Source organism: Pseudomonas sp. PDM18, assembly GCF_014852585.1.
Lineage (GTDB): Bacteria > Pseudomonadota > Gammaproteobacteria > Pseudomonadales > Pseudomonadaceae > Pseudomonas.
In genome coordinates, this window is sequence record NZ_JACVBX010000002.1 from 451,882 (window position 1) to 478,554 (window position 26,673).

Sequence of the window (26,673 nt, forward strand, 5' to 3'; positions counted from 1 at the left end):
GCTCCCGCAAGACGCCTGCAAGACCTGCGGAACCAGGGCCAAAGCAGCGTATGGCAAGGCCCCTGGCGTTTCGATAATCGCCTCCGACACGACTGAGCCGCAGTCGATCCCCCACCCGGAGAGCGCCATGAACAAGAACAAGATCGCCGTCCGCCGCCAGCTGCTGCCGCTGGCACTCGCCACCCTGGCCGGCCCGGCTTGCGCAGATATCACCCTGTACGACAAGGACGACACCACCTTCTCCACCGACGGCTACTTCAACGCCTTCTATGTGAACAGCGATGTCGACCGCAACGGCGAAACCTACGACCGCCGCCAGTCGCGGGTGAAGATGGGCTTCCTGCCCAACTACATCGGCTTCAACTTCGGCAAGAAGATCGACGGACTGACCCTCACCGGGCGTTCCTCTTTCTGGGTGACCATCAACGACAGCGAGCAGGACGGCACCGATACTGCCATCGACGTCCGCCAGTTCTACGGCAACGTCGCCGGTGACTGGGGCGAGGTGCTGATCGGCAAGGACTTCGGCCTGTTCTCGCGCTCCAACATCTTCCTCGACGAACTGCTCGCCGGCTTCGGCAATTCCAGCGATACCCTGGGCCTGGTGGACGGCAAGGGCGTGTCATTCGGCAACATCGGCACCGGCTACCCGTACCCGTTCCCGACCTCGCAGATCACCTACCGCAACAACAGCCTCGTCGACGGCCTGCACGTCGCGGTGGGCATCATGGACCCGATCGACACCAACCAGATCGACAAGGACGCCAGCGACGGCCTCGACGACAAGGCCTACCAGGACAACCCGCGCTACGAGAGCGAGATCAGCTACCAGTTCGACGTCGGCGGGGCGAAGATCTACAGCTGGGTCAACGGCGCCTACCAGACCTCGAAGAACACCAACGACGAAGTCGACAGCGTGACCTCCAAGGGCCTGGGCTATGGCCTCCAGGCGAAGATGGGCGGCTTCTCGCTGACCGGCTCGGGCTTTACCGCCAAGGGCATCAACCCGTTCTTCACCAACAACGCCGGCGAAGCCGCGCTGCGTGAAGTGGACAGCCGCGGCGTGCTGCTGCAGGGCTCCTACAGCTGGGGCAAGAACCGTGTGGCGCTGTCCACCGGCGAGACCCGCGACGACGGCAACGGCCTGGGCAGCGCGGCGGACTACTCCACCAAGGGCATCGCTTACTTCCGCACCATCAACGACAACCTGAAGCTGGTGGCCGAGTACAACGTCTACGAGATCGATGGCCGCAAGGGCTCCACAGTCAGCGAAGACACCGACACCTTCGCGGTGGGCGCCGTGCTCAACTGGTAAGTCTCCCCAACTCCTTTGGCTCCAATTCGGCGGGTCGGCACGGTGTGTCGCCCGCCTTTTTTCTTGCTCTCAAGGAAGATTTGTCATGATCGGAATGTGGAGCGCGCAGGCGCAGAGTTACCTGCTGGTTCTGTCCATCGCCACCACCCTGGTGTTCGCCCTGCCCATCTTCCTGATGCCCTTGTCGTGGGCGAGGGTGATGCAGTGGCAACTGCCGGAGCACACTGATCTTGCGGTGTATTTCGGGCGTTGCCTGGGGGCCTTCATCCTCATCGTCGAAGGGTTGATGCTGCGCGCGGCGCTGACCGGGGAGGCGCTGGCGACCACCTTCGAGGTGCTGGCTGCGGTGGCGGGATTGATGGTAGTGGTGCACATCTATGGCGCGCTGCGCAGGATTCAGCCGTGGACGGAGACGCTGGAGACGGGCTTCTATGCCGGGATGCTGGTGTTGACGTTGCTGTTCTGGCCGGCTGCCCTACGAACTGACGGAATCTCCTACAGATATCCCGCTACTTTCGGATAGACCCGCCGCGACCCAAGTAGCATGGGGCGCGCCCCGGCCGCTTCGTAGAATGCCAACGTCGATATCCTGACTGGGCGTACGCCATGCATGAAACACAAGGAGTCGTTCGCGGCATGTCCAGTGCCCGCGACGTCGAGGCGGTCGCCCAGGACCTGGCGCGTCAACTGCTGCACCCCAACCTCGGCTTCGTGCTGTTCTTCTGCTCCGCCGAATACGACTTGCCCGCGCTCGCCAGCGCGCTGGAGCAGTACTTCGGCGGCATCGACCTGGCCGGCTGCACCACCGCCGGGGAAATCACCCCACAGGGTTACGGCCGTGGTTGCGTCACCGCCGTGGGCTTCGATCTGCGCAGCTTCGCCATCTCCTGCGCGCTGGTCGACGAGATGGAGCGCTTCAGCCTGATCGACGCGCAGCAGATGGTCGAGTCGCTGGTGGCGGACTGCCGCAGCGCCGGCCTGGCGCCGATCAAGGACCACAGCTTCGCCCTGACCCTGCTCGACGGGCTCTCCAGCCGCGAGGAAGTGGTGCTCGCCGCGCTCAGCGCTGCGCTGGGCGCTATCCCACATTTCGGCGGTTCGGCTGGTGACGACAACCACCTGACCCACACCCACGTCTACTACCAGGGCCAGTTCCACACGGGCGCGGCGGTGGTGGTGCTGTTCAACACCTGGCTGGACTTCGAGGTGTTCACCACCCACCACGTGCTGCCCAGCGAGGAGAAACTGGTGGTCACTCGCGCCGACAGCGACAGTCGCCGCGTGCTGGAGCTCAACGCCGAGCCGGCCGCACTGGAATTCGCCCGACTGGTCGGGGTGCCGCTGGAACAGCTGGACTTCTCGCTGTTCCCGGCACACCCGCTGGCGGTGCGGGTGCGTGAGCAGTACTACGTGCGCTCGATCCAGCAAGTCAACGATGACCTCAGCCTGACCTTCTACTGCGCAGTGGAGAACGGCATCGTCCTGACCGCCATGCGCACTGGCCCGCTGCTGCCTGGGTTGCAGGCGCAGTTCCAGCGCCTGCACGAACGCCTCGGCCCGCCGCTGCTGACCATCGGCTGCGACTGCTTCCTGCGTCGCCTGGAGCTGGAGGTGGCCGGCGATACGGAGCCCACCGCCGAGTTTCTCCGCAGCCAGCAGGTGATCGGCTTCAACACCTACGGGGAACAATTCAATGGCATGCATATCAACCAGACCTTCACCGGTGTCGCCATTGGCCGTCCTCGGGGCAACGCCGGACGCTGAGCTGCGTGCGCGCATCGACGAGCTGGAGCGCGACAACCACAAGCTGCAGCGGATCAATGCGGCGCTGATCGAGCGTGTCGAATCGGCCACTTCCCGCGGCGACAACGCCTACGGCGCTTTCCAGCATTCGGTTGTGCTGGCCGAACAGGTACGCGAGCGCACCGATGCGCTGAGCGAGGCGATGGTCGAGCTGAAGTCCAGTAACCAACTGCTCAGCGATGCCCGCCTGCGCGCGGAGACCGCACACCAGCACCTGCTCGATGCCATCGAGAGCATCTCCGACGCCTTCGTGCTGTTCGACCCGCAGCAGCGCATCGTTCTGTACAACGAGCGCTTCCGTGCCTTCTGGGCGCAGACCCGCGCTCGCGTCGGCGCGGGGACTCGCCTCACCGAGGTGCGTCGGCTGGCGCAGAGCAGCGGGCTGATCGTCGAAGAACAGCGCAGCAGCGATGACGAACATACCCTCTATCGCCTGCGCAACGACCGCTGGGTGCGCGTCACCGAGCGGCCGACACGCGACGGCGGGCTGGTGGTGCTCTATAGCGACATCACCGAGATCAAACAGAGCGAAATGGCCCGCCGCGAACAGGCGGTGGCGCAGAAGTCGCACCTGCTGCAGCGCGCCGTGGACAACCTGTCCCAGGGCGTGGCGATGGTCGGTGCCGATGGCGCGCTGGAGTTGTGGAACCGCCGCTTCCTGGAGCTTTGCGGGTTGGCGCCAATCGAGGCGCATCGGCCCTTCGCCGAAGTCATGGCCGACAGCGAGCTGCCGCTGCTGACGCCACGCAGCCGGCCGCGCAAGGGCGAAGCGGAAGGGGTGATCGAGCAGCGCCTGTTCGACGGGCGCATGCTGGAAATCCGCACCCACGCGTTACCCACCGGCGGCTTCGTCAATACCTTCACCGACATCACCGAGCGCTACCGGCATGCCGAGGCGCTGCGTGAAAGCGAGCGCTGGATTCGCCTGATCACCGACCAGGTGCCGGCGCTGATCGCCTACCTGACCGCCGACCTCGACTACGACTTCACCAACAAGGTCTACGAGGAGTGGTACCGCTGGCCCAGCGGCTCGATGCTCGGGCGCAACCTGCGCGAGGTCCACAGCGCCGAGCATTGCCAGCGTCTGGAGCCTTATTTCGAGCGCGCGCTGTCGGGGGAGAGCGTCACCTTCGAGATCGCCGAGACCAACCTCGCCGGGCAGGAGCGCTACATGCAGCGCTCTTACGTACCTAATCGCCAGTCCGATGGCACGGTGAGCGGGCTGTTCGTGCTGATCCGCGACATCACCGAGCGCCGCCGCACCGCCGAGGCGCTGCACCAGGCCTACCAGAACCTGGAACAACGGGTGCGCGAACGCACTGCCGAGCTGACCAGCCTTAATGACCAGCTCAAGCGCGAGATCGACGAGCGCAGCCAGGTCGAGGGGCGCCTGCGCGAAGCCAAGCGCGAGGCGGAGCAGGCCAACCTGTCGAAGACCAAGTTCCTCGCCGCCGTCAGCCATGACCTGCTGCAACCGCTGAACGCCGCGCGGCTGTTCACCAGTGCGTTGCAGGAGCGCAGCGGCGAAGCGCTGGTGCGCAATATCAGCCAGTCGCTGGAAGACGTGGAGACGCTGCTCGGCACCCTGGTGGACATCTCAAAGCTGGATGCAGGGGTGATCAAGCCGGACATCGCCTCGTTCGATGTCAGCGAGCTGCTCGGCAACCTCGCTGCCGAGTACAGCCAGGTGGCGGCCAGCGAAGGTCTGGCGCTGGACTTCGTGCCCTGCGGTGCCCAGGTGCGCAGTGATATCCAACTGCTGGCACGAATCCTCCGCAACCTGCTGACTAACGCCATTCGCTACACGCCCTCCGGCCGCGTACTGCTGGGTTGCCGACGACGCCGGCACAGCCTGTGGATCGAGGTCTGGGACACCGGTGTGGGCATCGCCGCCGACAAGCTCGGCGAGATATTCCAGGAGTTCAAGCGCGGGGATGTGCAGCGCTTCCATCAGGACCGCGGGCTGGGACTGGGCCTGGCCATCGTCGAGAAGATCGCGCGCATGCTCGGTCACCGTATCCACGTGGAATCGGTGCCGGGCAAGGGTTCGCGTTTCGCCATCGAAGTACCGCTCGCGCGCCGCGTGGCTCGCAGCGCACCGGAGCCCGAACGCACCGCCGACGATCTGGTGGAGCGCCTGCGCGGCTCCCGCGTGTGGGTGCTGGATAACGACGCCTCGATCTGCGCCGGCATGCGCACGCTGCTGGAAACCTGGGGCTGCCGGGTGGTGACGGCGCTGTCGGAGGAGGACCTGGCGCGGCAGGTGGACAACTTCCACGCCGAGTCGGATCTTCTGATCGTCGATTACCACCTCGACGACGGGCTCAACGGCGTCGACGCGGTTGCCTCGATCAATGCCCGCCGCGGCACGCCGCTACCGGCGCTGATGATCACTGCCAACTACAGCAACGAGCTGAAGCAGCAGGTCCGCGAGCTGGGGCACACGCTGATGCACAAGCCGGTGCGGCCGATGAAGCTGAAGACGGCGCTGTGCCATCTGATCGATAGCGCACGTTGATCGCGAAGAAGGATTCGCGGACAAGGTCCGCTCCTGCAGGGTTACTCCGTCATCCGGGAATGCAGAAGAACCTGTAGGAGCGAGCTTGCTCGCGAACAGACTCCGCTGGGGGGTCAGGTTCGCGAGCAAGCTCGCTCCTACGAAAAGCAAGACGAGGTCAGGCTTGCTGGGCGGCGGGGGAGCGGACTTTGGCTAGCAGAATCAGAGCAATCCCGCCCAGCACCGCCAGCGATACCAGCGCCAGGCGCAGGCTGATCGTCTCGCCCAGGAGCACCGCGCCGGACAGAGCGGCGAGAATCGGCACGCTCAGCTGCACCGAAGCGCCCTGGATGGCCGACAGCCCCGACAGCGCGCTGTACCAGATCGCATAGCCGATTCCCGAGGCTACCGCGCCGGACAGCACGGCATAGGCGATGCCCGACATGTCCACCCGCAGATCGGCATGGAAGATCACTGCCAGCAGGGCCGCAAACGCAATGGCGCGCATGAAGTTGCCCGTCGAGATCGCCAGCGGATCGCTGCCCTTGCGCCCGAGCAGCGAGTACAGCCCCCAGGCCACGCCTGACAGCAGCATCAGCAGCGCCCCCGCCAGAGGCGGCGCGCTGGCGCTGGGCAGCAACTGCACCAGCAGTCCGCCCAGGGCCAGCAGGAAGCCCACCAACGCCTGCCCCCGCAGGCTTTCGCCGCGCAGCAAGCCGACCAGGATCATGGTCACCTGCACCGCGCCGAACAGCAGCAGCGCGCCGGTGCCGGCATCCAGTTGTACATAGGCGTAGGAGAAGGCCGCGGCATAGACGAACAACGCCGCTGCCGCACGCCAGTTGCCGCCCTCGCCGGCCACGCGGCGGCGCAGTTGCAGTAGCAGCGCGAGCATCAGCGCGCCCGAGAAGATGCGGATGCCGGTAAAGCTCACCGCGTCGATGCCGGTGGCCTTGAGGGCCAGGCGGCAGAGGATGGAATTGCCGGCGAAGGCGACCATCGCCAGGCCGGTGAGGCTCAGGGTGCGGGCGGAGGGCATCGAGTGGTTCCCGGTAGCGGTCGCAACGGCACTTTATGGATCAATGACGCCTCGTCTCAACGACGCAGATAGGCGGCGAAGTCGATATCGCCCGCGCAGAGGATGGCCTGCACGCGGTTGTGCACCTTCAGCTTGCGCAGGATGGCGGAGACGTGGGCCTTCACTGTGGTTTCGGCGATTTCCAGGTTGTAGGCGATCTGCTTGTTGGATTCGCCCTTGGTCATCCGCTCCAGCACCAGCAGTTGCTTGCGGGTCAGGGCCTGCAGCAGTTCCGGCGGAATGCTGTGGTCTTCCTGGCCGCTGCGGCGCGGCGAGGATTTCTGCGTGCGGATGATGTCCGACGGCAGATAGACGTTGCCGTTGAGGATCTGCTCGATCGCCTCGGTCATCTGCAGGCGCGGCGACGACTTGGTGATGAAGCCCACGGCGCCGTAGGTGATGGCCTGCAGGACGACTTGCTTGTCTTGTTCGGCGGAGACGATCACTACCGGGATGGTCGGGGCTTCGTTGCGCAGGCTCATCAGTCCGTTCAGGCCATGCATGCCGGGCATGTTCAGGTCGAGCAGGATGAGGTCGAGATCATCGTGCTCCTGGGTCAGGCCCAGGGCGCTGTCGAGGTCGGCGGTCTCCATCACTTCGCTGCCGGGGAAGCCGTCGGCGATGACGTTGTGGATGGCTTCGCGGAACAGCGGGTGATCGTCGGCGATCAGGATCTTGTACATGGCCTACACCTCGTTGTTGTCGTTATGGGTGGCGAGCGGCTTGCGGTCGCAGGCTACTGCATGTGTCACGAAAGCAGGTGTCACGGAAGGGGTTGCGGTTGGGCATCCTGCAGGGGCAGTCCTGCCTGCTCCCAAGCGTCAATTCCATCACGGTACCAGTAGAGGCTGGCATAGCCCAGCGCATGTGCGCGGCGGATGGCATTCCAGCTCATCCAGCAGTCGGAGCGGCAGTAGAACACCAGCGGGCGCTTGGGATCGCCGTCGGTGAGGTGAGCGAGATTCTGCTCCAGGTAGGCCTGCCACCGCGGCTCCAGGGAGCCGGTGCCGACGTTGGCCAGCCAAAGGCTGCCAGGCAGGTTGCGGTGCTTTTCGTCCTCGACGAACTGGCCGTTGAGGAAGGTGCGGCGGTAGACGTCCACCAGCCGGGTCTGCGGTTCGCGCTGGAGCAGCGCCTGTAAGGCAGGGGTGTCGAGGGTGGTGGCGTGGTCGGCGGAAGATGGCGTCGGGCTGCGGTACTGGGCTTGGCGGTAGCCGTCGGCGGAAAACAGCGGCGCATCCTCGGCCAGGGCGGTCGGCAGAGTGAGGGACAGGCTGAGCAGGCAGGCGGCCAGGCAGCCGGGCACAACAATCGCAAGGCGAGGCATGGCGGTATCTCTGTTGGTTCTTCTTGTAGTGGCCATTAGATGCCGGCTGTGCGGCTTTGGAAATTCGACGTCAGGAGGGATGAAGCAGTACCAAAGTAGTAGGTTTCACCCCTTGCGCAGGGCGGCTTGCTGCGGGTTGAAGGTCAGCACGGCCACGCCGGAGAAGAGCAGCGTCAGCCCCAGGCAGACGCTCGCCGCCAGCGGGTTGAAACGCTCGTAGAGGGCGAAGCGCACCAGTTCCACTGCATGGCTGAACGGGTTCAGCGCACACAGCCAGTACAGCCACTGGCTGGCCTCGCGCATCTTCCACAGCGGATAGAGCGCGGAGGAAAGGAAGAACAGCGGGAAGATGACGAAATTCATCACCCCGGCGAAGTTCTCCAACTGGCGGATGCCGTTGGACAGCAGCAGCCCCAGCGCGCCCAGCAGCAGAGCGGCCAGCAGCAACGCCGGCAGCGCCGCCACCAGCCCTATGGGCGGCGGCTGCACGCCATACAGCCAGGCGATCAGCAGGAAGGCGTAGACCTGCAGCAGCGACACCAGCGCGGTGGCCAGCAGCTTGCTGGCGAGCAGGAAGGCACGCGGCAGCGGACTGGTCAGCAGCACGCGCATGCTGCCCATCTCGCGGTCGTAGACCATCGACAGCGAGCCCTGCATGCCGTTGAACAGCAGGATCATGCAGCACAGCCCCGGCACTATGTAGGTTTCGTAGGTGACGTAGGTGTCGTACGGCTCGATGATCGAGATGCCCAGCGCGGCGCGAAAGCCGGCGGCGAACACCAGCAGCCAGAGCAGCGGCCGTACCAGCGCGCTGAAGAAGCGTGAGCGCTGCAGGACGAAGCGCAGCCACTCGCGCACGACGATGCCGCGCAGGCACTGCCAGTAGGCGGCGGGGCCGAAGCGCGGACTTTCCAGGGCGCTCATGCGCAGACCTCCAGGCGGGTCAGTCGGTCGAAGGTGCGCTCCAGGTTGCCGGCGTCGGGCGCGCAGATGTCCCGCGCCTCGCCACGGGCCACCAGCCGGCCGCGATCGAGCACCAGCAGCGCATCCTCGCTGCGCACCTCGTCCAGCAGGTGAGTGGTCCAGAGCACAGCCAGCCCGTCCTCGCGGCACAGCCGGCGTACGTGCTCATTGAGTGCCTGGCGCGCTGCCGGGTCGAGGCCGACGCTAGCTTCGTCAAGCAGCAGCAGGCGAGGGCGATGCAGCAGCGCACGGGCGATCTCCACCCGGCGGCGGTGCCCGCCATTGAGCGCACGAACCTTGTCGCGGCGGCGCTCTTGCAATTGCTGACGGGCCAGTTCAGCGTCGATCCGCTCGTTGGCCACGCTGCGTGGCAGGCCGTGCAGGGCGGCGTGGTAGCGCAGGTTCTGCTCCACGCTCAGGTCCAGGTCCAGGGTGCTCTGCTGGAACACCACGCCCAGCTTGCGCAGGGCCAGGCGCGGCTGGCGGCGCAGGCTGCAGCCGAGCACGTCGATCTCGCCCTGCTGCAGGTCGTAGAGGCGCGTCAGCAGGGCCACCAGTGTGGACTTGCCGGCGCCGTTGGGGCCCAGCAGGGCGGTGAAGCGCCCTGCCGGCAGCTCGAAGGCCAGGCCGTCCAGCGCGCGCCGTGGGCCGTAGGCAAATCTCAGGTCGCGGACGGTGAGCGCGTTCATGGCGTCACCACCACGCCCCAGGGATAGCGGCCGACCTTGATCGACTTGGTGACCTTGCGCGAGGCCACATCGATGACCGACACGTCGCCGCTGACGCCATTGGTGGCCAGCAGGGTCTTCTCGTCCGGGGTGAACGCCAGGTGCCAGACGCGACGGCCCACCAGCAGGTAGTCGAGTACCTCGAAGGTCTCGGCATCCACCACCGCCACATGGTTGGCCGGGCCGAGGGCGACGAAGGCCAGCTTGCCGTCGCTGGTCAGTTGCACGCCCACCGGCTGCACCTTGTCGGGGTGTACTCCCTGGATAGCAAAACGCAAGGTCTTGAGGATCTTGCGGCTGGCGGTGTCGACCACGCTGACGGTGCCGCCGATCTCCGCCGAGACCCAGACCTGCGAGCCGTCGTGGGTGAACTCGGCGTGGCGCGGGCGCTGGTCCACCAGGGTGCTGTCCACCAGCTTCTGGGTCGAGGTATCGATCCAATGCAACATATTGGTGGTCTCGCTGGTGTTCACTGCCCATTTGCCATCCGGGCTCACCGCCATGCCTTCGGGCTCGACGCCGACGTCGATCTGCCCGAGCACCTGGGCGGTTTGCGTGTCGACCACAGTGACCAGCGCATCGTCCTCATTGGAGACGTACAGCCAGCGGTCATTGGGATGCAGGGCAAACTGCTCGGGGTCTGCGCCCGAAGGCAATTGCCTGATGATCTTCCGGGTGGCGAGGTCAAGCACCTGCACGGTGTCCGAGTCGCTCGCGCAGATGTACAGCAGCTTGTTGTCATGGGATAGCGCCAGCCCGCGCGGGCGCTTGCCGGTGTCGATGGTGCCGGTGACGGTCAGGGTGTCCAGGTCGATGACGCTGAGGTTGTTGTCCTTCTCGTTGGAGACGTAGGCGGTGGCCGCGAAGGCCGTGGGCACCAGGCCGAGCGCGAGGCTGAGGCAGGAGAGGGCAAGCAGGCGGGGCATGGGCAGAGTCCTCATGGATAGTTCTTCTTATGGCGTTGCGTCGGCGAGGTGGCACTGGCTTTCCGGTGCGTCGAGGCCGAGGCTGTCGAGTTCGCTGGCGGGGTGCAGGAAACCCTCCTGCGGCGACGTGCTGACCAGGGCGCGCGGCTGTACCAGCGGGATCGGCTGGCGCAGTTGACCGTCCCAGGGACGGAAACCGAGCTTGTAGCCCTTGAAGCCGTCCAGCGGCAGGTCGGGGGACAGCGACAACGTACGGATCGCCATCGGGTCAGCGTCGCGCAGGCGGGTGACGGCGCTGGCGATGCTGCGCACGGCGATCCAGGCGGCGAAGTCGCGGTCGTTCATCCAGCGCCCGGCGTGCTCCTCGAAGCGCTTCTGCAACTGCGCGGCGCCATAGGTTTCCACGGTCTTGTGCCAGCCCGTGGCGACCAGCCCCTGGGTGCCGGCGACGAGGCGCGGCAGCCAGGTGTTGTAGGGCACGTATTCGCCGAAGTCGCCGTGTTCGTCGGCCACCAGCACGGCGTCGTAGTCCTCGCTGGACTGGGTGAATAGAGCCATGTCGGCCTGGGCGCTGCGGCGCTGGTCGTTGTCGAAGGTGAAGGGCTTTTCCTCGACGATCTTCGCGCCGAAGCGCTTGGCCGAGCGCCGCAGGGCGTTGGCGTAGAGGGCGTCTTCCGGGCGCTGGCCGACGATCAGCAACCAGCGCGTCCACTTGCGCAGCACCAGGAACTGGGTGAGAGCGTCGGTCAGCATCAGCCGGCTGGGCAGGGTATGCAGCACGTTGATCGCGCACTGGCTGGCGCGCAGCTCGTCATCGGCGGCGCCGGCGTTGAACAGCAGGCTGTCCGGTAGCTCGGCTGCTACCTGGCGCAATGTGTCGGCCGGGGCGTTGATCACGAACAGGCGCAGGCCGGCATCGTGCAGGCGGTGGGCTTCGGCCAGCAGCTTTTCAGGGCTGTCGGTGCTGGCAGCTTCCAGGCTATAGCGGTGCTTGAGGAAGCGCCCGGTGCTGTTGCTATCGGTGATCGCCAGCTCCGCGCCGCGCAGGCCTGCGTCGGTGGGTTCGGGGATGACGTTGGACAGTAGCGGGCCGGGATCGGGTGTATAGCCCAGGTAGCCGATGCGGACTGCCAGTGCGGGGGCTTCCTCTGCGCGCACGTCGAGGCTGAAGGCAGCGGCGGACGCAACCGCGAGCAGGTAGGCGACGCCGTGCAGGACGAACTGGCGCATGGGGGCGACTCCTTTTTCGGGCCGGCTGGTTCTTGTGCGGCCAGCATAGGAAGCGCCTGGGGTGCGGCAAATATGCAGAAAGTACCGGTTGGGGCAGTACCAAGGTAGTAGGTTGCGCGCCGCGCCCACGTCCTAGGATGGCGCTACAAGAACCAGAAGAGGAGCGTCGCCATGCGTATCGCCGTCACTCTCGCCCTGCCGATTCTGCTGATGCTCAGCCTGTTCGGCTTCGATTTCCTCTATACCCGCAACGGCTACCTGCCGGCGGCGGAACTGCGCGTGCCGGTGGCCCCGGCAGGGTGCCTCACGACCTGTCGCAGCGCGCCGTAGATGTCGGCGCTCTGGCGGATAAACCTGCTGGTCGGGCTGTTCTTCGGCTTGCTCGCTGCCGTGTGCCTTGCCGTGCTGCTGCACCAGGGCAACGACGACGTGCGCCGCGAGATGGATGCTGCCCGTGGCGTGCTCGATTACCTGCGCGAGGCCGCGCAGCGCGATCCCGCCAGCCTCGATCCGGACCTCACCGCCGGCCTGCGCCATGTACGCGTGCACTGGCTGGACAGTCCCGCGCCCGCGCCGCGCTCGGGGCTGGATGACTGGCTGGCGACGCGCTTGTACCCCAACCTGCCAGCGCCGACCCTGCTGACCCTAGCCGATGGCCGACGCGTGCAACTGAGCCTCGATCCGCGCGACGAGATCGATGAGGTGCGCGATTCGCTGGTGCAACTGCTGGTGCTGTTCGGCGTGTCGCTGCTGGCCAGCCTGCTGGCGATCCGCTGGGCGGTGCGCGGCGGCTTGCGAGTGGTGGAGCAGTTGCATGACGCGCTGGGAGACGTTTCCCGTGGCCGTTTCCAGGCGCGCCTGCCGGATCACTCGCTGCCCGAGGCGCAGCGCCTGGCTAGCGGTTTCAATGACATGGCCGCGACGCTGGAGCATGCCTGCTCGGAGAACGCCGAGCTGACCCGCGCGCTGCTCGCGGTGCAGGAGCGTGAACGCCAGCAACTCGCGCAGGCGCTGCACGACGACATCGGCCAGTACCTCGCGGGTATCCGCGCGCAGGTGTTCCTGCTGCGCAGCCTGGAGCGCCAGGACGGCGTCGCCTTCGCCACGCTCGATCGTCTTGAACAGCATTGCCAGGGCCTCAACGAAAGCTTCCGCGCGCTGGTGCGTGACCTCTATCCGGTGGTGCTGGAACGGGTAAGCCTGCAGGAGGCGCTACGCCTGCATATCGAACAATGGCAGGCCAGTCAGGGCGTGGCCTGCCGGCTGCGGCTGGACGAACTGCCGGCTCTGCCGACGTCCGCCAAGGCCCACCTGTACCGTCTGTTGCAGGAGGCGCTGACCAACGTCGCCCGGCACGCTGGCGCTCGCCAGGTGCGGGTGGTCCTGCGGCGACGCGAGGGGCGCCTGTTCCTCTGGGTGCGTGACGACGGCCGGGGCTGCCATGGGTTGCCGCGCGCCGGTATCGGCATGCGCTCCATGCATGAGCGCGCGCGCTGCCTGGGTGGCGAACTGCACCTGCGTCGCCGCCCCGGTGGCGGCCTGGCATTGCGCTTGTGGATGCCTTTGGCGGAAAGCCTGATGAAAGGAGAGAGGGCGTGAAGATTCTGCTGGTGGACGATCACTTCGTGGTGCGTGATGGCATCGCCTCGCTGCTGCGCGGGCTGATCCCGGAAGTGGAAGTGAGCGAGGCCGCTGATGGCGAAGCTGCGCTGGAGGCGGTGCAGCGCAGCGTGCCCAGCCTGGTGATCCTGGATATCGGTCTGCCTGGCATCAGCGGTCTGGAAGTCACCCGCCGGCTGCGCCAGCGCCTGCCGCAGCTGCGGGTGCTGTTCTTCAGCATGCACGACGAGTTGCCGCTGGTACGTCAGGCGCTGGATGCCGGCGCAGCGGGCTACATCACCAAGAGCGCGTCACCGGCGGTGCTGGTGGAGGCGGTGCGGCGCATCCTTGCCGGCCATGCTTACATTGAGCAGCCGCTGGCCACCCAGCTGGCGCGCAGGCCCCAGGGCGCCAATGGCCAGGATCCACGGCTGCAAGGCATGACTCAGCGCGAGTTCGAAATCTTCGTGATGCTCGCCCGCGGCCTGCCGGTGCGGCAGGTCGCGGAGCACCTGTGCATCAGCGCGAAGACGGTGTCGAACCACGTCACCCTGCTCAAGCAGAAGCTGCAGGTGGTGTCCCACGCCGAGTTGGTACACCTGGCGATTGACGCCGGCGTGCTGCGGGTCGGCGGTGAGGCGCTGGCCGGCTAGCATCAGCGCTTGTAGAGGATCACCGCCGCGCGCAGCTTGCTGCGGCCGAAGCGGCTCATCTGCTCGAATTCCGTGTGGCTCACCGGGATGTGCTGGCAATCCAGCGGTTCGCGGTGCTGGCTGTGGTCGACGTCGGGGTCGTGCAGGTAGACGAAGTCCTCGTCGCAGTCGGTGACCACCACCCAGTGCGGCGCCTTGGAGTGGGTCAGCCGGTAGCTGCTGATCAGCACCAGCGGCTGGCCGCCGGCTTCCAGCGCGCCCTCGATATCCAGCTGGCTGACCAGCAATTGCTCGACGTCGCTCTGCGCCAGTTCGGCGCTGAAATCCTCGTGAACCAGGCGCATCACCTCGCGTTTTTCCTCGCTGCGTACGCCGTCGAGGAACAGCGGGCCGTCTTCTGACAGCAACAGGCGCACGCGGAAGCCGCGGCGCATTGCCGCCAGCGCCAGGCCTTGCGGACTGCAGCCGCCGTGGCCGGCGGTCATGTAGATGGTGGTCGCCTCGCGCCACAGACGCAGCTCCTCGCGGCGCTCCAGGCGGCGCTTGGGCTCCAGTGCGCCCATGGCCATCAGCAGCGCCGAGGGGCCGCAGGTGAACTCGGTGGTCTGTCGGTAGTACGGGACGTGGCGGTGAGTGCGCTCGTTGATGTGGCGGATGCGCTTCTCGAAGCGCAGGGCCTCGCTATGGTCTTCGTAGTAGTCGCGCACCGTGGCGAACGGGCGGTAGCCGTTGCGCTTGTAGAGGGCGATGGCGCCACGGTTGTCCGGGCGCACCTCCAGGCGCAGGTAGGCGCAGTCGTTCTCCAGCGCCTCGGCCTCGGCGCGGTCCAGCAGCTTCTGGCCCAGGCCGATGCCGCGGGCGCGTTCGTCCACGGCAATGGAGTAGAGGCGCGCCAGGGAGGTGCCCCGGTGGAACAGCACCAGCGCGTAACCCAGTAACTGGCCGTCGGACTCGGCGACGGTCAGGCTGGCGTGGGCGCGGCTGATCATCCACTGGAAGTTGCGGCGGGACAGGCGGTCGTGTTCGAAACAGCGGTTTTCCATCTCGACCAGTGCATGCAGGTCATCGGCTGAAGCGGCGCGGAACTGGAGTTTCATAGAGTAAGCATTCGTTAATCTGCGGGGCGCACCTTGTCCGGTGCTGGCTGCGAACGGGCGTTGCGTCGTGCGGTCGAAGCTCAACAAGTATTGTCCCAGGGGCAGGGCGCGGCAAGCGCGCCAGCCAGCTTCGGAGGTGTCGTGAGCAAGTTGTTCATCATCGTGGAACGCAAGGAAGACTGGGCCTCGTACTATCCCAGCGACGACGTGGTCACCGCCCAGGAATACCTGGAGATGCCCATCGACGACGACAACGGCAAGCGCGTGCAGGTGATCAACCTGTGCCGCAACTACAAGTACCTGGGCCACGGCTATTACTGCTCGCTGCTGGCCGAAGCGCGCGGGCACAAGGTGATCCCGTCGGTGCGCAGCATCAGCGAGCTGGCGAAGAAGTCGCTCTACAGCCTAGCGCTGGAAGACCTGGAGAAGACCCTCGATAAGGCGCTGGCGGATCACCCTTACGGCAGTACCGATGGCTTCACCCTGACGTTGTATTTCGGCCGCACCGACATCGAGCCGCTGCAGGACCTGGCGCGCCAGCTGTTCGAGGCGCTGCCGTGTCCGATGCTGCTGGTGGAGTTCCGCAAGAACCGCGGCTGGCACATCGAAGGCGTGAGGCCTGGGAACATCCACAAGCTGCGCGAGGACCAGGAAGAACAGTTTGCCAATGCCCTGGATGGCTTCAGCCGACAGATCTGGCGCAAGCCGCGTTCGCGCAAGCAATATCGCTATGACCTGGCGATCCTGCACGACCCGGAAGAAGCCTTCCCGCCGTCTGACCGCAAGGCGCTGAAGAACTTCATCCGCATCGGCCGCAGCCTTGGCATCGACGTCGAGCTGATCGAAAAGAAGGACTACTCGCGCCTGGCCGAGTACGACGCGCTGCTGATCCGCGAGACCACCAGCGTCAGCGACCACACCTATCGCTTCGCCAAGAAAGCCGAGAGCGAGGGCATGGTGGTGATGGACGATCCGGTGTCGATCCTGCGCTGCACCAACAAGGTCTACCTCGCCGACCTGCTGCGCAGCCACAAGCTGGGCATGCCGGCCACCGAAATCCTCTACAAGGACAACCCGCAGGAGCTGGAGAAGGTCGGCGAGCGCCTGGGCTTCCCGCTGGTGCTGAAGATCCCCGACGGCAGTTTCTCCCGCGGCGTGATCAAGGTGGCCAACCAGAAGGAGCTGCTCAAGGCCAGTGCCGAACTATTCGAGCGCTCGGTGCTCCTGCTCGCCCAGGAGTTCTTCTATACCGAATACGACTGGCGGATCGGCGTGTTGAACCAGAAACCCATATTCGCCTGCCAGTACTTCATGTCCAAGGGCCACTGGCAGATCTACGACCACAGCCCGGACGCAGCGGAAGTGAGCGGAGATTTCCGCACGATGGCGGTCCATGAGGCGCCGCGCAAGGTCGTGGAACTGGCGGTGAAAACCGCCAACCTGATCGGCGACGGGCTCTACGGCGTGGATTTGAAGCAGGCCGGGGACCGCGTGGTCGTCATCGAGGTGAACGACAACCCGAACATCGACTGTGGGGTGGAGGACGTCTACCTGGGAGACGATCTCTACAAGCTGGTGCTCGAGGAATTCGTGCGGAGGTTGGAAGTCAAGCGGCGTGGTCGCGGGTGGTGAGAACGATTCGGCATTGACCTTATAGGAAAACGGTCGATGGGCTGCGTCAAGATATTGCTAGCGTTACAAATTGGAGCGCCAACCAACTGTTTTTTAAAGTTTTTCAAAATAATGGCGCCAAGGAAGGGAGCATGCTTGAGGCAGCCACGAATCTTCGTCGCCTGCTGGTGGTCGATCCGTGCGACGACTGCCGCAGGCTATTACCCGGACTACGGGCAGCAGGGTGGGACGTAGACAGCTGCGAGCTGGATAATGCCAGCAATCGCGGTTGTGACGTCGGCCTGCTGCGCCTTCAACCCCGGCATCTCGAACGCCGGGAGTCCGTCAAGGAACTCATCAGCCGCAGCGGTACGGAGTGGATAGCCGTCCTTAGCCTGGACACTTTGCCGCTCAATGAAGTCGGCGATTTCGTCAGTGAGTGGTTCTTCGATTTCCATACCTTGCCCTTCGATGTGGCGCGGGTGCAGGTCACCCTCGGCCGCGCGTTCGGCATGGCGCGCCTGCGCGGGCGTGGCAGCGTGCACAGCGATGAGCATGAGCACGAGCTGCTGGGTGAGAGCCGCGATGTGCGCGAGCTGCGCAAGCTGCTGGCGAAGTTCGCGCCGACCGAGTCGCCTGTGCTGATCCGCGGTGAGAGCGGCACCGGCAAGGAGCTGGTGGCGCGTACGCTGCACCGCCAGTCGCGGCGGGCGGTCCGGCCGTTCGTGGCGATCAACTGCGGGGCGATGCCCGAGGCGCTGATCCAATCGGAGCTGTTCGGCCACGAAAAGGGTGCGTTCACCGGGGCGCACCAGCGCAAGATCGGTCGCTTCGAACAGGCCAACGGCGGCACGCTGTTCCTCGACGAGGTGGGCGACCTGCCGCTGGAGTTGCAGGCCAACCTGCTGCGGGTGCTTCAGGAGAAGCAGATCGAGCGTGTCGGCGGCAGCCAGCCCATTGATGTCGATGTACGGGTGCTGGCAGCGACCCATGTCGACCTGGAACAGGCGATTCGCGCCGGATCGTTCCGCGAGGATCTCTACTACCGGCTGAACGTCCTGCAGGTTTCCACTTCGCCGCTGCGCGAGCGCAATGGCGACCTGGCGCTGCTGGCCAATCACTTCGCCCACCTTTATAGCGTCGAGACCGGACGCCGCCCGCGGCGTTTCTCGGACGATGCGTTGGCGGCGATGGCCGAGCATAGCTGGCCGGGCAACGTTCGTGAGCTGGCCAACCGGGTGCGTCGTGGCCTGGTGCTGGCTGAAGGGCGACAGATCGAGGCCCGTGATCTGGGCCTGGAGCGGGAGAAGGGGCGTTCGGCGCATCTGCCGCTGGTGACCCTGGAGGAATACAAGCTCGGCGCCGAGCGCCAGGCCATGTGCGATGCGCTGGCCCGGCACGGTGACAACCTCAGCGTGGCGGCGCGGATGCTGGGCATCTCGCGGCCGACTTTCTATCGCTTGTTGCACAAGCATCAGTTGCGCTAGGGCAGGGTGGTCGGCACGGCGGGCGGACGCGGATTCGTCCCGCCTGCCTACCGCATTTCCTCCGCGTTTCGAATTCCCCTTGTTGGACGGGCGGGGCACCTGGTACATGCCCGCATTCGCGCGCATGGCGCGCTCCTACAGGTTGGCTCCGCCGTCTCTACCGAAGCCGCATTAGCAGGAATGACAAAGGCCCCGAAAAGGGGCCTTTGCGTTAGGACAGCCGAGCCGTCAGAAGTAATACGGGAACTTCACGCTGAAGCTGAAATCCGGCGCATCCGGCGAGATGCCGATAGACAGGTTCGGCACGATGGTCAGGTTGGGGCTCCACGCGTAGGTCAGGCCCCAGTTGAAGTACGCCGCGTTGGCGTCGCTGCCGGTGACGGTGGTCCAGTCACCGCCGTCGGCCTTGATCTTGCTCTTCTGGGCGATCAGGTCGGAGAAGGAGAACGACATGCTGGTCTTCTCGTTGAGGGCGAAGGCTACGCCCGCACCGATCTGGAACCAGTCGCCGAGGTCGACCTCGCCCTTTTGCTTCACGCCCTGGGTAGGGCTGATATCGTCGAAGGACTCCTTGAGGTTGTAGGTGTAGGAGAAGCTGCCGAACAGAACGGCGGGGTCGACGGTCTTGACCAGCGAGATGCCGGGGGTGACCGACCAGACGCCGTTGCCGGTGGGCAGGGACTCGGGCACGTTGAGGTTGTCGTTGTCCGAAGCGCGCTTGAGCTTGATGCCGTAGGGTTCCTTGCCGGTGGGGGCCTTGATCCGCAGGCTGACCACCGCGTCGGGGCGCGATTCGGTTTCGTCCATGAACTTGTAGGCGATGCCTACGTTGACGTCGCCCAGGGTCGGGTCGCGGGTGACCTTCTCGTCGGTGGACTGCGCCGTGGAGTTGCCGGCGCCGGCCGATTCGAAGGTGCTCTCGCGGTAAACCACAGGGGCGTTTATGTCGAACTGCCAGCGGTTGTTCCAGTTGTAGCGGCCAGTGAGGTCCAGGGTCCAGTTGTCGGCGTTGATGTTGTCCACGCCGATGTTGCCCAGGAAAATCGTGTCCAGCGCCAGGAAGCCGTTGAGGATCAGTTGCTTGGTGTCGTAATGGGTGTAGGTGATGCCTGTCTCGAAGCTGAAGGCGCCGTTGCCGAAGAAACCGCTGGCTTCGTCGTAGAGGTTCTCCACGCTCTTGGGCGGACTGGCGTCGTCCTTGAGCGACTCGCCGTAGGAGCTGCCGCTGGAGGCAACGGTGTTGCCGGTTCCGGGCGGTGTCGGCTTGCCAGTGGAGGTGACCAGGCGCTTGGGCTGCGCGGGCGCGGCCGGTGCTTCCTCAACCTGTCTGACGCGTTGCTCGAGCACCATCAGGGCTTTCTGTTGGGATTCATAACGCTGCTTGAGTTCCAGCAGCTCCTGCTTCAACGCCTCCACCTCGGCTTCCGTCGCCGCAGCGGCGTAGGTCGAGGGGAGTAAAGCGGATACACAGATTGCAGTTCCTAGCGATAGCGATCGGTGCATGGCGCGCTGTCCTTCTTATAGGTTGGACCTCACAGTCGCACTGGAGCGTAGATCACATACCCATGGTGCGAAGCCCTTTGAGTTGGTCAAGATTGCAGTCCAGCGCTCCAGTCGACGGAAGGTTGTTTTTGAGCACTACGCTGAGCTGTGCCAGGTTGTTGACGGCATTATTTCCACCCACCATCTGCGCGGCCTGGAGCAGTCCGCCGGCGGCGAGTTGCTGCATGGCGACACCCTGGCCGTTGGCGTTGATGGCCAGCTGTATGCCGCCATTTCCCGGCGTCACGCTGACGGTTCCTGCGCCGTTGCTGGCGCTGACAGGCGAGCCGTTCAGCGGAGTGCCCTCCTGGGTCAAGACGGGAGCCTGGTTAGCTTCCTTCACGTCGATGCTGACGTTGTTCGACGCCGTGTTGTAGTCACCGGCAGCCCGGACGCTCTGGGTAACGCCCTGTGTTTGATTAAGGCCGGCTCCTCCGGTGACGGTGCCGGTGCCTGCGGCCGGTGCCGCGCCGGTGCCTTTCTCGTCGATGGTGGTGACATAGAACTGCGGCTTGATGGTGGATTCCTGGATCTGCATGCTGACCCTGGCGCCGATGTTGTCGCCCACGGCGTTCTTCCAGGTACTGCTCATGACGATGCCGAAGCTGATGACCCGGCCCGGCATCACGTATTTGCCGCGAAGCTGGGCCAACTCCTGATCCTTCAGTTCGATCGGCTTGAAGACGCTTTCCGCCTGGACCGGCAGGCAGGCCACTATGCAGGTGGCGGCAAGCAGTGGGATCACTTTCATTAGGGTTCTCCCCGGAAGGATTCCTGCCTTCCATTCTTGTGCGGTCTTAGAGGAAGTCGCTCTGGATGAAACCGAATTCCATGAGCTCTGCATCCTTGACCGGGCTGAACGCATTGATTCGGTCCCTGGCCGTCAGTGGGTCGGGCGGGTTCATCAGGGCGTTGGCCTGTTCATAGCCCGGACCGATGACGGCGAAGATGATGCCGTTCCAGCCTTTGAGAAAATCTTCCTGGGTGAAGCGCTTGTGGCCCAGCACTGGATCGCCGATATAGACGTAGCCTTTATAGGCACGCTGCATCACGACGAAGTGTTTGTAGCCACGGATATCCATCAGCACTATCACCGGGATTGTCAGCTTCTCCAGAGACGCCGGCGGGATTCGGTACCCGCGTGCGCGCATGCCGATGCCTTCGAGATACGTCTTCATGTCGAGCATCGAAAAACCCTGCGTGCGCACCAGGTCCGGGTCGGCCCGGACCAGCATCCCCTTGATCACGAATTCCTCGTCCACGTCCAGCGCGTAGGCCTGGCGGAGGATCGTCGCCAGCGCGGCGGCGCCGCAGCTGAAGTCGGTCTTTTGCTGGACCAGATTGCTGAACTTGCGCTCGCGGATGCTCTCGACGTGTTTGTAGGCCATCGACCCGCCGGGAAGGATGGCGAAGGGGAGTTGCGCGGCCTGCGTCGTGAGGCTGAAAAGGGCGAGCAAAAGCAGAGCGGACGTACGCATGATCGTGACGCCTTGGGGTGGCTTGCGGAGAAGGAGGCTCCGTTGCCGGAGCCTCCTGGTGCTACGCCGTTTCGCTTACAGGCAGGATTTGCAGCCTGCGGCGATGGACAGCGAGTTGCTCTGCTGGTTGCCTACGCCAGCCGCAACGTTCGCGCCCAGGTTGCCCGAGACGTTGTTGAGCGAGTTGTTGATGGAGGCATCGTTGCGCACCGGGTCTTTCCAGCCGGTGGGGATCAGCACCTGATAGGTGGCCTGGCCTCTGAGGTCAACAGTGCCAGCCTCGACGAAGAACAGCGGATCCTTGTCGGTTTTGCTGCCACCGCTGTTACGGCTGTCATGACCGTCACGACCCGACTCGTCCACCACGTAGCCCGCGCCTGCGCCCTTGTAGGTGCCATGGGCGCTGAAGGTGGACCGCAAGGTTTCCTTCTCGTAAGTCAGGAAGGCCACGTTGCCCACGGTGTTGCCAGTGGAGGTCTGGGTGGCACCGCTGTGGGAGTCGGCACTACGACCACCGGACACGGCGGCTGCCATGTCGTTTTTCTGTTGGTTGTAGTTGCCCGAGGTGATGTTGATGCCGATGTTCCCCGAGGAGTTGCTGCCGGAGTTGTTCAGCGACGCCTTGTTGGTGGTGGAGAAGTTCCAGGCCTGGTTGTCCGTGTTGTTCTGGGTCACTTCAGTCGATGCATATGCGGTACCGAAGATGAATTTCTCATCGGCAGTCGCCAGGGCGGCGGCATTGGCCTGTTGGTTCATATCGCCGGCGGCGACGTTGACGCCCACGTTCCCGGATGCGTTCCCCAACGATCCGTCGACTGTCGCGGTGTTCTTGGTGCCCATGTTTACCACGGTGTTGTCGCTGCTTTCCTGGGTGTCTTCCACCGTTGCGCTGGCGCCGGCCTCGATCCGCGGGTCCTTATAGGGATCGTACGGGGTCTTGGGTTGATGTTGCTCATGACCGTGGCCATTGTCGTGGCCGTGACCATGCCCGTTGTTGTTACGGTTATCCGCGTGCACTGCTACAGCCATGACCGCTGCAACAGCGAAAACCAGAGGCTTCAGAGCCATTCTTGGTTTCATGGTGTATCTCCTTTGCTTTGTTTGGCGTGTCTAGTGTTATTGGAGTTGGCTTGGGTCAATCCGCGACCCGGATGCTCAGGGTGTTGGCAATGCGATTGCCGACCCCGGCGCTCTGGCTCATCTGCACGACACCCCGGCTGCCGGCAAAGGCCTGGTCGCTGGTGACGACCTGCCGGCTACCCGTGGTGGAGTCCTTCGAGCCTGAGTTCACTGGCAGCGCGACGTTCTGCTGGGAAAGCACGCTGTCATCGACGCTCTGCGGAACGGCGCTGACGCTGATCCGCATGGCGTTCACTTGCTGGTTGGCAGCCCCGGCGGCCTGGTTCACGCCCAGTGCGCCGTTGCCGTTGGTGAAGGCATTGCCGGTGATGCTGGCGGACGCGGCCTGGTTGAGATCGACGCTGGCGTTGACCGTCTGGCGGAACTGGGTGGTAGCCTGGGCATTGCTGCCGATGGCGATAGCGCGGCCGTTGGCTTGTTGCTGGGAGTCGCCGGCGGCCTGGTTCACGCTGGCCACGCCGCGGTAGTTGCGCACGGCGCTGTCGATGCTGGCGTTGTTGACCGTCGAAGGATCAGCGGCGAGAGCCGTGGCACTGCAGATCAGGAGCGGGAGAGCGAGCAGGCGGGCGTCCATCTCAGCGATCCCCCGTCAGCATGCGCAGGGGCGAGAGCCCTTGCTGGACGGTGCGGTTCACCGAGTTGGAGATACCGGCGCCGCCGCCGGCCGCGCCAGCACCCATGCCATTGCCGTTGAGGGTCTGATTGGCGCCATTGTCCATGCCGACCAGTTGGCCGCCGGGCAGGATATGCCGCTGCAGGCTCGAGCCACTGGTGACTCCGGCGAAGTCGCTGTCGCTCAGCTCGGCGTTGCCGGTCTGACGCACGACCTGCTCGGAGATGTTCGGGTTGACGGTGATCGGGTTCGGATCGGGAATATCGGTCGGCCGGGTGGCGACGCGTGGCTGCACCTGGCGTTGCAGGACGATGGTGCCGTCGCCGGCCAGTGCGACCGGGCACAGCGGAACACTGGCCGCGCCGCAAGCGAGCGTGACGAGAATGCCGACTATCCGTGAGTCGATGGTCCCCATGATGGCGGTTCCTTCTTGGTGCGCTGAGCCCTAACCAGCGGTACCAGGGTGGAGCAGGGGGCGTGCCGCTTTTAATCAGCTATTGAGAATCAATGACATGGCGTAAGGCCACGTGAGCCATCACGGAGCAGATGTCTCGGCGTTGATACAGAACGAGCGTACGAAAGCCCCGCGCGGCCCCTAGAACGGGGCGCGTCTCACGGTAGAAGCGAATTCTGTTGCGCCCCTGATACACAACTTTGGGTGGGAGGGCGCGAGCCATGGCCCGTCAGCGTTTGCAGCGTTTCGAGTGTTTCGCCCTGTTTACAGAATCGGGTGGTTTGTAGACTTTCTGGCACGGAAGTACTGCAGGATTTTCAATGAATTAGGCATTTTGCATGATGGCGCGAACCCGTGCGGATCGCGATTGTCTGCATCTTCCTGGCGATGAAAGGCAGCTCCTATTGCTGAACTGCCAACGCTTCCTCTGCTCGCGCCTTGGAAGAGAAATTTTTGTGAATTTCGTAGCGAATCGCAGGCAATGCATTAGCATGCCGACGCCGTTGCGGCGCTAGCGCGCCAGGAGCAGGCAGCGGGACAAAATCATTAGAAGCGTGCGAGCCAGCGTGCCTCGCGGGGGAAGTAGTATGGATCTGTGGAGTGCCTTTCAGGCCTTCATTCTTGGCGTGGTCGAGGGGCTTACCGAATTCCTGCCGATCTCCAGTACCGGCCACCAGATCATCGTGGCGGATCTCATCGGCTTTGGCGGCGAGCGAGCCGAAGCCTTCAACATCATCATCCAACTGGCCGCCATCCTGGCCGTGGTCTGGGAGTTCCGCCGCAAAATCCTCGAGATCGTCGTCGGCCTGCCCACCCAGCGCAAGGCTCAGCGCTTCACCATCAACCTACTGATCGCTTTCTTCCCGGCGGTGGTCCTGGGCGTGGCCTTCGCCGACTACATCCACCACTACCTGTTCAACCCGATCACTGTGGCCGTGGCGCTGGTGGTGGGCGGCGTGATCATGCTCTGGGCGGAGAAACGCCAGCACGTGGTCCACGCCGAGACCGTCGACGACATGACCTGGAAGGAAGCGCTGAAGGTTGGCTGCTGCCAGTGCCTGGCGTTGATCCCGGGCACCTCGCGCTCCGGTGCCACCATCATCGGCGGCCTGCTGTTCGGCCTGTCGCGCAAGGCGGCCACGGAGTTCTCGTTCTTCCTCGCCATGCCGACCATGGTCGGCGCCGCGGTCTACTCGGGCTACAAGTACCGGGATATCTTCCAGCCGGCGGACCTCCCGGTATTCGCTATCGGTTTCGTCACCTCGTTCATCTTCGCGATGATCGCCGTACGCGGCCTGCTCAAGTTCATCGCCAATCACAGCTATGCGGCTTTCGCCTGGTACCGTATCGTCTTCGGCCTGCTGATCCTGGCGACCTGGCAGTTCGCCCTGATCGACTGGAGCAGCGTCAAACCCTGATCCGATAGCGAGTGAACGTGGAAAAGAACGGCACCATCAGCCGCTGGGACGATGACAAGGGCTTCGGCTTCATCCGCCCCCAGGCCGGCGGCAAGGAAGTCTTCCTGCACATCTCCGACTTCCGTGGCGACCGCCGCCCGGAAGAGGGCGACCAGGTCCGTTACGTCGAAGGCACTGGCAAGGACGGTCGTCCGCGCGCCGAGCATGCCCGCCTCGCCGGATTGGCCATCGATACCCCGGCAATCCGCCGTAAGCCCGTCACCGCTGCCACCCGCGAGCGGGTTCGCAGCGGCCGCGAAGTCGCCTTCCCCAGTGCGCCGAAACGCTCGCTGGGCAAGGCGCTGGTGGTCCTCGCTGTGCTGCTGGCGCTGCCCGTCATCGGTTCGGTGCTTTGGCTAAAGGATGCTTACTTCGTCTGGTTCCTGCTGCTCTATCCGGTCTTCAGCGTGCTGGCTTTCTTCGCCTATTGGCGTGATAAACGCAGCGCCGAGCGCAACGACTGGCGTACTCCCGAACAGAGCCTGCACCTGCTGGAACTGCTCGGTGGCTGGCCGGGCGCTTTCCTCGCCCAGCAGGTGTTCCGCCACAAGACCCGCAAGCTGTCCTTCCAGTTGGTTTTCTGGGCCATCGTGGTGCTGCACCAGCTGTTCTGGGTCGACTGGCTCAGCGGCGGCCGTCTGCTGAGCTGGATCGGCACCATGATGGGGCTGGTCACCGCTTCGGCCTAAGTGCCGATCAGACCGGCCAATCGTCTTTCGAGAAGCCTTCCTCCAGGTAGTCGAGCAGCGCCCGCACCGCCGGCAGGATTCCGCGCCGGTGCGGATATACCGCCTGTAGGTACGCTTCCGGTTCGCTCCAGGCGGGCAGCACGCGCACCAGACGACCTTCCTCCAGCTCCTGGGTGCAGTAATGCAGTGGCAGTGACGTTACGCCCAACCCCGCCAGCGCTACGTTCTTGCGAAGGTTGAAATCTTCCACGGCCAACCGCGCCTCGAAGGCCATCTCCTTCACTTCGCCTTGCGGGCCGATGAGCTTCATGTGTACGCGGCGGTCGTTGTCGATGGCCCCCAGAACGGGCAGGGCGGCGAGGTCCTCCGGCAGGCGCAGATCGACGCCTTGCAGCAGCGAGGGCGCAGCCACCAACGCGGTCTTGGCCCGGCGCAGGCGCCGCGAGATCAGCGACAGGTCCTCATCCCCGGGGGCCCGCACGCGCAACGCGACATCGACGCCTTCATTGAGCAGGTCGACGCGGCGGTTGGTCAGCAGCAACTCCAGGTTCACCTGCGGATAGGCCGCCAGGAAGCCCGGCAGCATCTCGTTCAGCGAGGTTTCCGCCATCGCCACCGGGCATGACAGGCGCACCCGGCCCCGCGGTTCGGCGCTCAATTGCGCGGCGACTTCGTCCGCCATCTCAGCTTCCACGAGCATCGCCTGGCAATGCCGGTAATAGCGTTCGCCCAGGTCGGTGAGCGCCAGTTTTCGGGTCGTGCGTTGCAGCAGGCGCACATCCAGGCGTGCTTCCAGTTCCGCTACACGTCGAGACAGGCGCGACTTCGGGAGGCCTAACAGGCGCCCAGCGGCGGCGAATCCACCGGCTTCCACCACCTTGGCGAAATAGAAGAGGTCATTGAGGTCCTGCATGGGATTGTCCTGCCGGTGAGACGAATCATTGCATTTTTGCTGACTTATCGAAGATTGGCTACATGCGTAGTCT

General features: G+C 64.7%; 26 protein-coding genes. 11 read left to right on the forward strand and 15 right to left on the reverse strand.

What is annotated here, in order from left to right; translation table 11 throughout:
• Nucleotides 1-127 precede the first annotated feature (127 nt).
• The 4 genes from IB274_RS06835 to nahK all read left to right on the forward strand — a co-directional run bounded on the left by IB274_RS06835 (nt 128) and on the right by nahK (nt 5,636).
• Nucleotides 128-1,315, forward strand: a complete 1,188-nt coding sequence (locus IB274_RS06835) for a porin (RefSeq protein ID WP_192431260.1) — start codon at nt 128-130, stop codon at nt 1,313-1,315.
• An 85-nt stretch (nt 1,316-1,400) separates the two neighbouring features.
• Nucleotides 1,401-1,838, forward strand: coding sequence for a hypothetical protein (locus IB274_RS06840; RefSeq protein ID WP_192431261.1), 438 nt, complete (start codon nt 1,401-1,403; stop codon nt 1,836-1,838).
• Nucleotides 1,839-1,921: 83 nt separating this feature from the next.
• The gene (gene nosP, locus IB274_RS06845) at nt 1,922-3,079 is read left to right on the forward strand and encodes a nitric oxide-sensing protein NosP (protein WP_192431262.1); all 1,158 of its coding nucleotides are present in this window, start codon (nt 1,922-1,924) and stop codon (nt 3,077-3,079) included.
• Entirely contained in the window at nt 3,009-5,636 is a 2,628-nt protein-coding gene (gene nahK / locus IB274_RS06850) for a hybrid sensor histidine kinase/response regulator NahK/ErcS' (RefSeq protein ID WP_192431263.1), read from the forward strand. Before nosP ends, nahK begins: the two co-directional genes overlap by 71 nt.
• A 157-nt stretch (nt 5,637-5,793) precedes the next feature.
• On the opposite strand, the gene IB274_RS06855 is transcribed toward nahK, so the two are convergent.
• The 7 genes from IB274_RS06855 to IB274_RS06885 form a co-directional block, all read right to left on the reverse strand.
• Nucleotides 5,794-6,654: a DMT family transporter gene (locus IB274_RS06855; protein ID WP_192431264.1), complete on the reverse strand. Its 861-nt coding sequence runs from the start codon at nt 6,652-6,654 to the stop codon at nt 5,794-5,796.
• 56 nt (nt 6,655-6,710) lie between these two features.
• On the reverse strand, nt 6,711-7,376 hold the full coding sequence (agmR, locus tag IB274_RS06860; protein WP_192431265.1) for a response regulator AgmR: 666 nt from the start codon (nt 7,374-7,376) through the stop codon (nt 6,711-6,713).
• A gap of 80 nt (nt 7,377-7,456) precedes the next feature.
• Nucleotides 7,457-8,020, reverse strand: a complete 564-nt coding sequence (locus IB274_RS06865; protein ID WP_192431266.1) for a PQQ-dependent catabolism-associated CXXCW motif protein — start codon at nt 8,018-8,020, stop codon at nt 7,457-7,459.
• 105 nt (nt 8,021-8,125) lie between these two features.
• Nucleotides 8,126-8,944, reverse strand: coding sequence for an ABC transporter permease (locus IB274_RS06870; RefSeq protein ID WP_192431267.1), 819 nt, complete (start codon nt 8,942-8,944; stop codon nt 8,126-8,128).
• Nucleotides 8,941-9,672, reverse strand: coding sequence for an ABC transporter ATP-binding protein (locus IB274_RS06875; RefSeq protein ID WP_192431268.1), 732 nt, complete (start codon nt 9,670-9,672; stop codon nt 8,941-8,943). Before IB274_RS06875 ends, IB274_RS06870 begins: the two co-directional genes overlap by 4 nt.
• Nucleotides 9,669-10,637: a YVTN family beta-propeller repeat protein gene (locus IB274_RS06880; protein ID WP_192431269.1), complete on the reverse strand. Its 969-nt coding sequence runs from the start codon at nt 10,635-10,637 to the stop codon at nt 9,669-9,671. The genes IB274_RS06875 and IB274_RS06880 overlap by 4 nt, the downstream gene beginning before the upstream one ends.
• Nucleotides 10,638-10,664: 27 nt before the next feature.
• Nucleotides 10,665-11,867, reverse strand: a complete 1,203-nt coding sequence (locus IB274_RS06885) for an ABC transporter substrate-binding protein (RefSeq protein ID WP_192431270.1) — start codon at nt 11,865-11,867, stop codon at nt 10,665-10,667.
• A 171-nt stretch (nt 11,868-12,038) separates the two neighbouring features.
• Between IB274_RS06885 and IB274_RS06890 the strand changes: the two genes are divergently transcribed.
• From IB274_RS06890 to IB274_RS06900, 3 genes are read left to right on the forward strand one after another with little or no spacing between them, the layout of a single operon-like run.
• Complete coding sequence (locus IB274_RS06890) at nt 12,039-12,197, forward strand: hypothetical protein (protein WP_192431271.1); 159 nt, start codon at nt 12,039-12,041, stop codon at nt 12,195-12,197.
• Nucleotides 12,198-13,466: a histidine kinase gene (locus IB274_RS06895; protein ID WP_192431272.1), complete on the forward strand. Its 1,269-nt coding sequence runs from the start codon at nt 12,198-12,200 to the stop codon at nt 13,464-13,466.
• Nucleotides 13,463-14,119 (forward strand): response regulator, encoded by a 657-nt coding sequence (locus tag IB274_RS06900; protein ID WP_192431273.1) that lies wholly within the window; start codon nt 13,463-13,465, stop codon nt 14,117-14,119. The genes IB274_RS06895 and IB274_RS06900 overlap by 4 nt, the downstream gene beginning before the upstream one ends.
• 2 nt (nt 14,120-14,121) lie before the next feature.
• Here IB274_RS06900 and IB274_RS06905 read toward each other — a convergent pair whose 3' ends face one another.
• The gene (locus tag IB274_RS06905) at nt 14,122-15,303 is read right to left on the reverse strand and encodes a GNAT family N-acetyltransferase/peptidase C39 family protein (RefSeq protein WP_318652854.1); all 1,182 of its coding nucleotides are present in this window, start codon (nt 15,301-15,303) and stop codon (nt 14,122-14,124) included.
• Between the two features lie 54 nt (nt 15,304-15,357).
• Here IB274_RS06905 and IB274_RS06910 point away from each other — a divergent pair, with 54 nt between their 5' ends.
• Nucleotides 15,358-16,848 (forward strand): RimK family protein, encoded by a 1,491-nt coding sequence (locus IB274_RS06910; protein ID WP_192431275.1) that lies wholly within the window; start codon nt 15,358-15,360, stop codon nt 16,846-16,848.
• A gap of 131 nt (nt 16,849-16,979) precedes the next feature.
• Nucleotides 16,980-18,314 carry a sigma-54 dependent transcriptional regulator gene (locus tag IB274_RS06915; protein ID WP_192431276.1) on the forward strand — a complete coding sequence of 445 codons (1,335 nt, stop codon included), beginning with the start codon at nt 16,980-16,982 and terminating at the stop codon, nt 18,312-18,314.
• Nucleotides 18,315-18,542: 228 nt separating this feature from the next.
• On the opposite strand, the gene IB274_RS06920 is transcribed toward IB274_RS06915, so the two are convergent.
• From IB274_RS06920 to IB274_RS06945, 6 genes are all read right to left on the reverse strand, one after another.
• Nucleotides 18,543-19,817, reverse strand: a complete 1,275-nt coding sequence (locus IB274_RS06920; RefSeq protein WP_192431277.1) for a hypothetical protein — start codon at nt 19,815-19,817, stop codon at nt 18,543-18,545.
• A 52-nt stretch (nt 19,818-19,869) separates the two neighbouring features.
• Nucleotides 19,870-20,607, reverse strand: a complete 738-nt coding sequence (locus IB274_RS06925) for a hypothetical protein (protein ID WP_192431278.1) — start codon at nt 20,605-20,607, stop codon at nt 19,870-19,872.
• A 46-nt stretch (nt 20,608-20,653) separates the two neighbouring features.
• Nucleotides 20,654-21,334 carry a C39 family peptidase gene (locus tag IB274_RS06930; protein WP_045217496.1) on the reverse strand — a complete coding sequence of 227 codons (681 nt, stop codon included), beginning with the start codon at nt 21,332-21,334 and terminating at the stop codon, nt 20,654-20,656.
• A gap of 75 nt (nt 21,335-21,409) precedes the next feature.
• Nucleotides 21,410-22,414 carry a heme utilization protein gene (locus IB274_RS06935; RefSeq protein ID WP_192431279.1) on the reverse strand — a complete coding sequence of 335 codons (1,005 nt, stop codon included), beginning with the start codon at nt 22,412-22,414 and terminating at the stop codon, nt 21,410-21,412.
• Between the two features lie 55 nt (nt 22,415-22,469).
• The gene (locus IB274_RS06940; RefSeq protein ID WP_192431280.1) at nt 22,470-23,048 is read right to left on the reverse strand and encodes an adhesin; all 579 of its coding nucleotides are present in this window, start codon (nt 23,046-23,048) and stop codon (nt 22,470-22,472) included.
• Between the two features lies 1 nt (nt 23,049).
• A complete protein-coding gene (locus tag IB274_RS06945; protein ID WP_192431281.1) occupies nt 23,050-23,502 on the reverse strand; it encodes a hypothetical protein in 453 nt (150 codons plus the stop codon).
• A 626-nt stretch (nt 23,503-24,128) separates the two neighbouring features.
• On the opposite strand from IB274_RS06945, the gene IB274_RS06950 reads away from it, so the two are divergent.
• Both IB274_RS06950 and IB274_RS06955 read left to right on the forward strand, forming a co-directional pair.
• Nucleotides 24,129-24,959 (forward strand): undecaprenyl-diphosphate phosphatase, encoded by an 831-nt coding sequence (locus IB274_RS06950; protein ID WP_192431282.1) that lies wholly within the window; start codon nt 24,129-24,131, stop codon nt 24,957-24,959.
• Nucleotides 24,960-24,976: 17 nt separating this feature from the next.
• A complete protein-coding gene (locus IB274_RS06955; protein WP_192431283.1) occupies nt 24,977-25,687 on the forward strand; it encodes a DUF1294 domain-containing protein in 711 nt (236 codons plus the stop codon).
• 7 nt (nt 25,688-25,694) lie between these two features.
• Here IB274_RS06955 and IB274_RS06960 read toward each other — a convergent pair whose 3' ends face one another.
• Nucleotides 25,695-26,600: a LysR substrate-binding domain-containing protein gene (locus IB274_RS06960; protein ID WP_192431284.1), complete on the reverse strand. Its 906-nt coding sequence runs from the start codon at nt 26,598-26,600 to the stop codon at nt 25,695-25,697.
• Between the last annotated feature and the right edge of the window lie 73 nt (nt 26,601-26,673).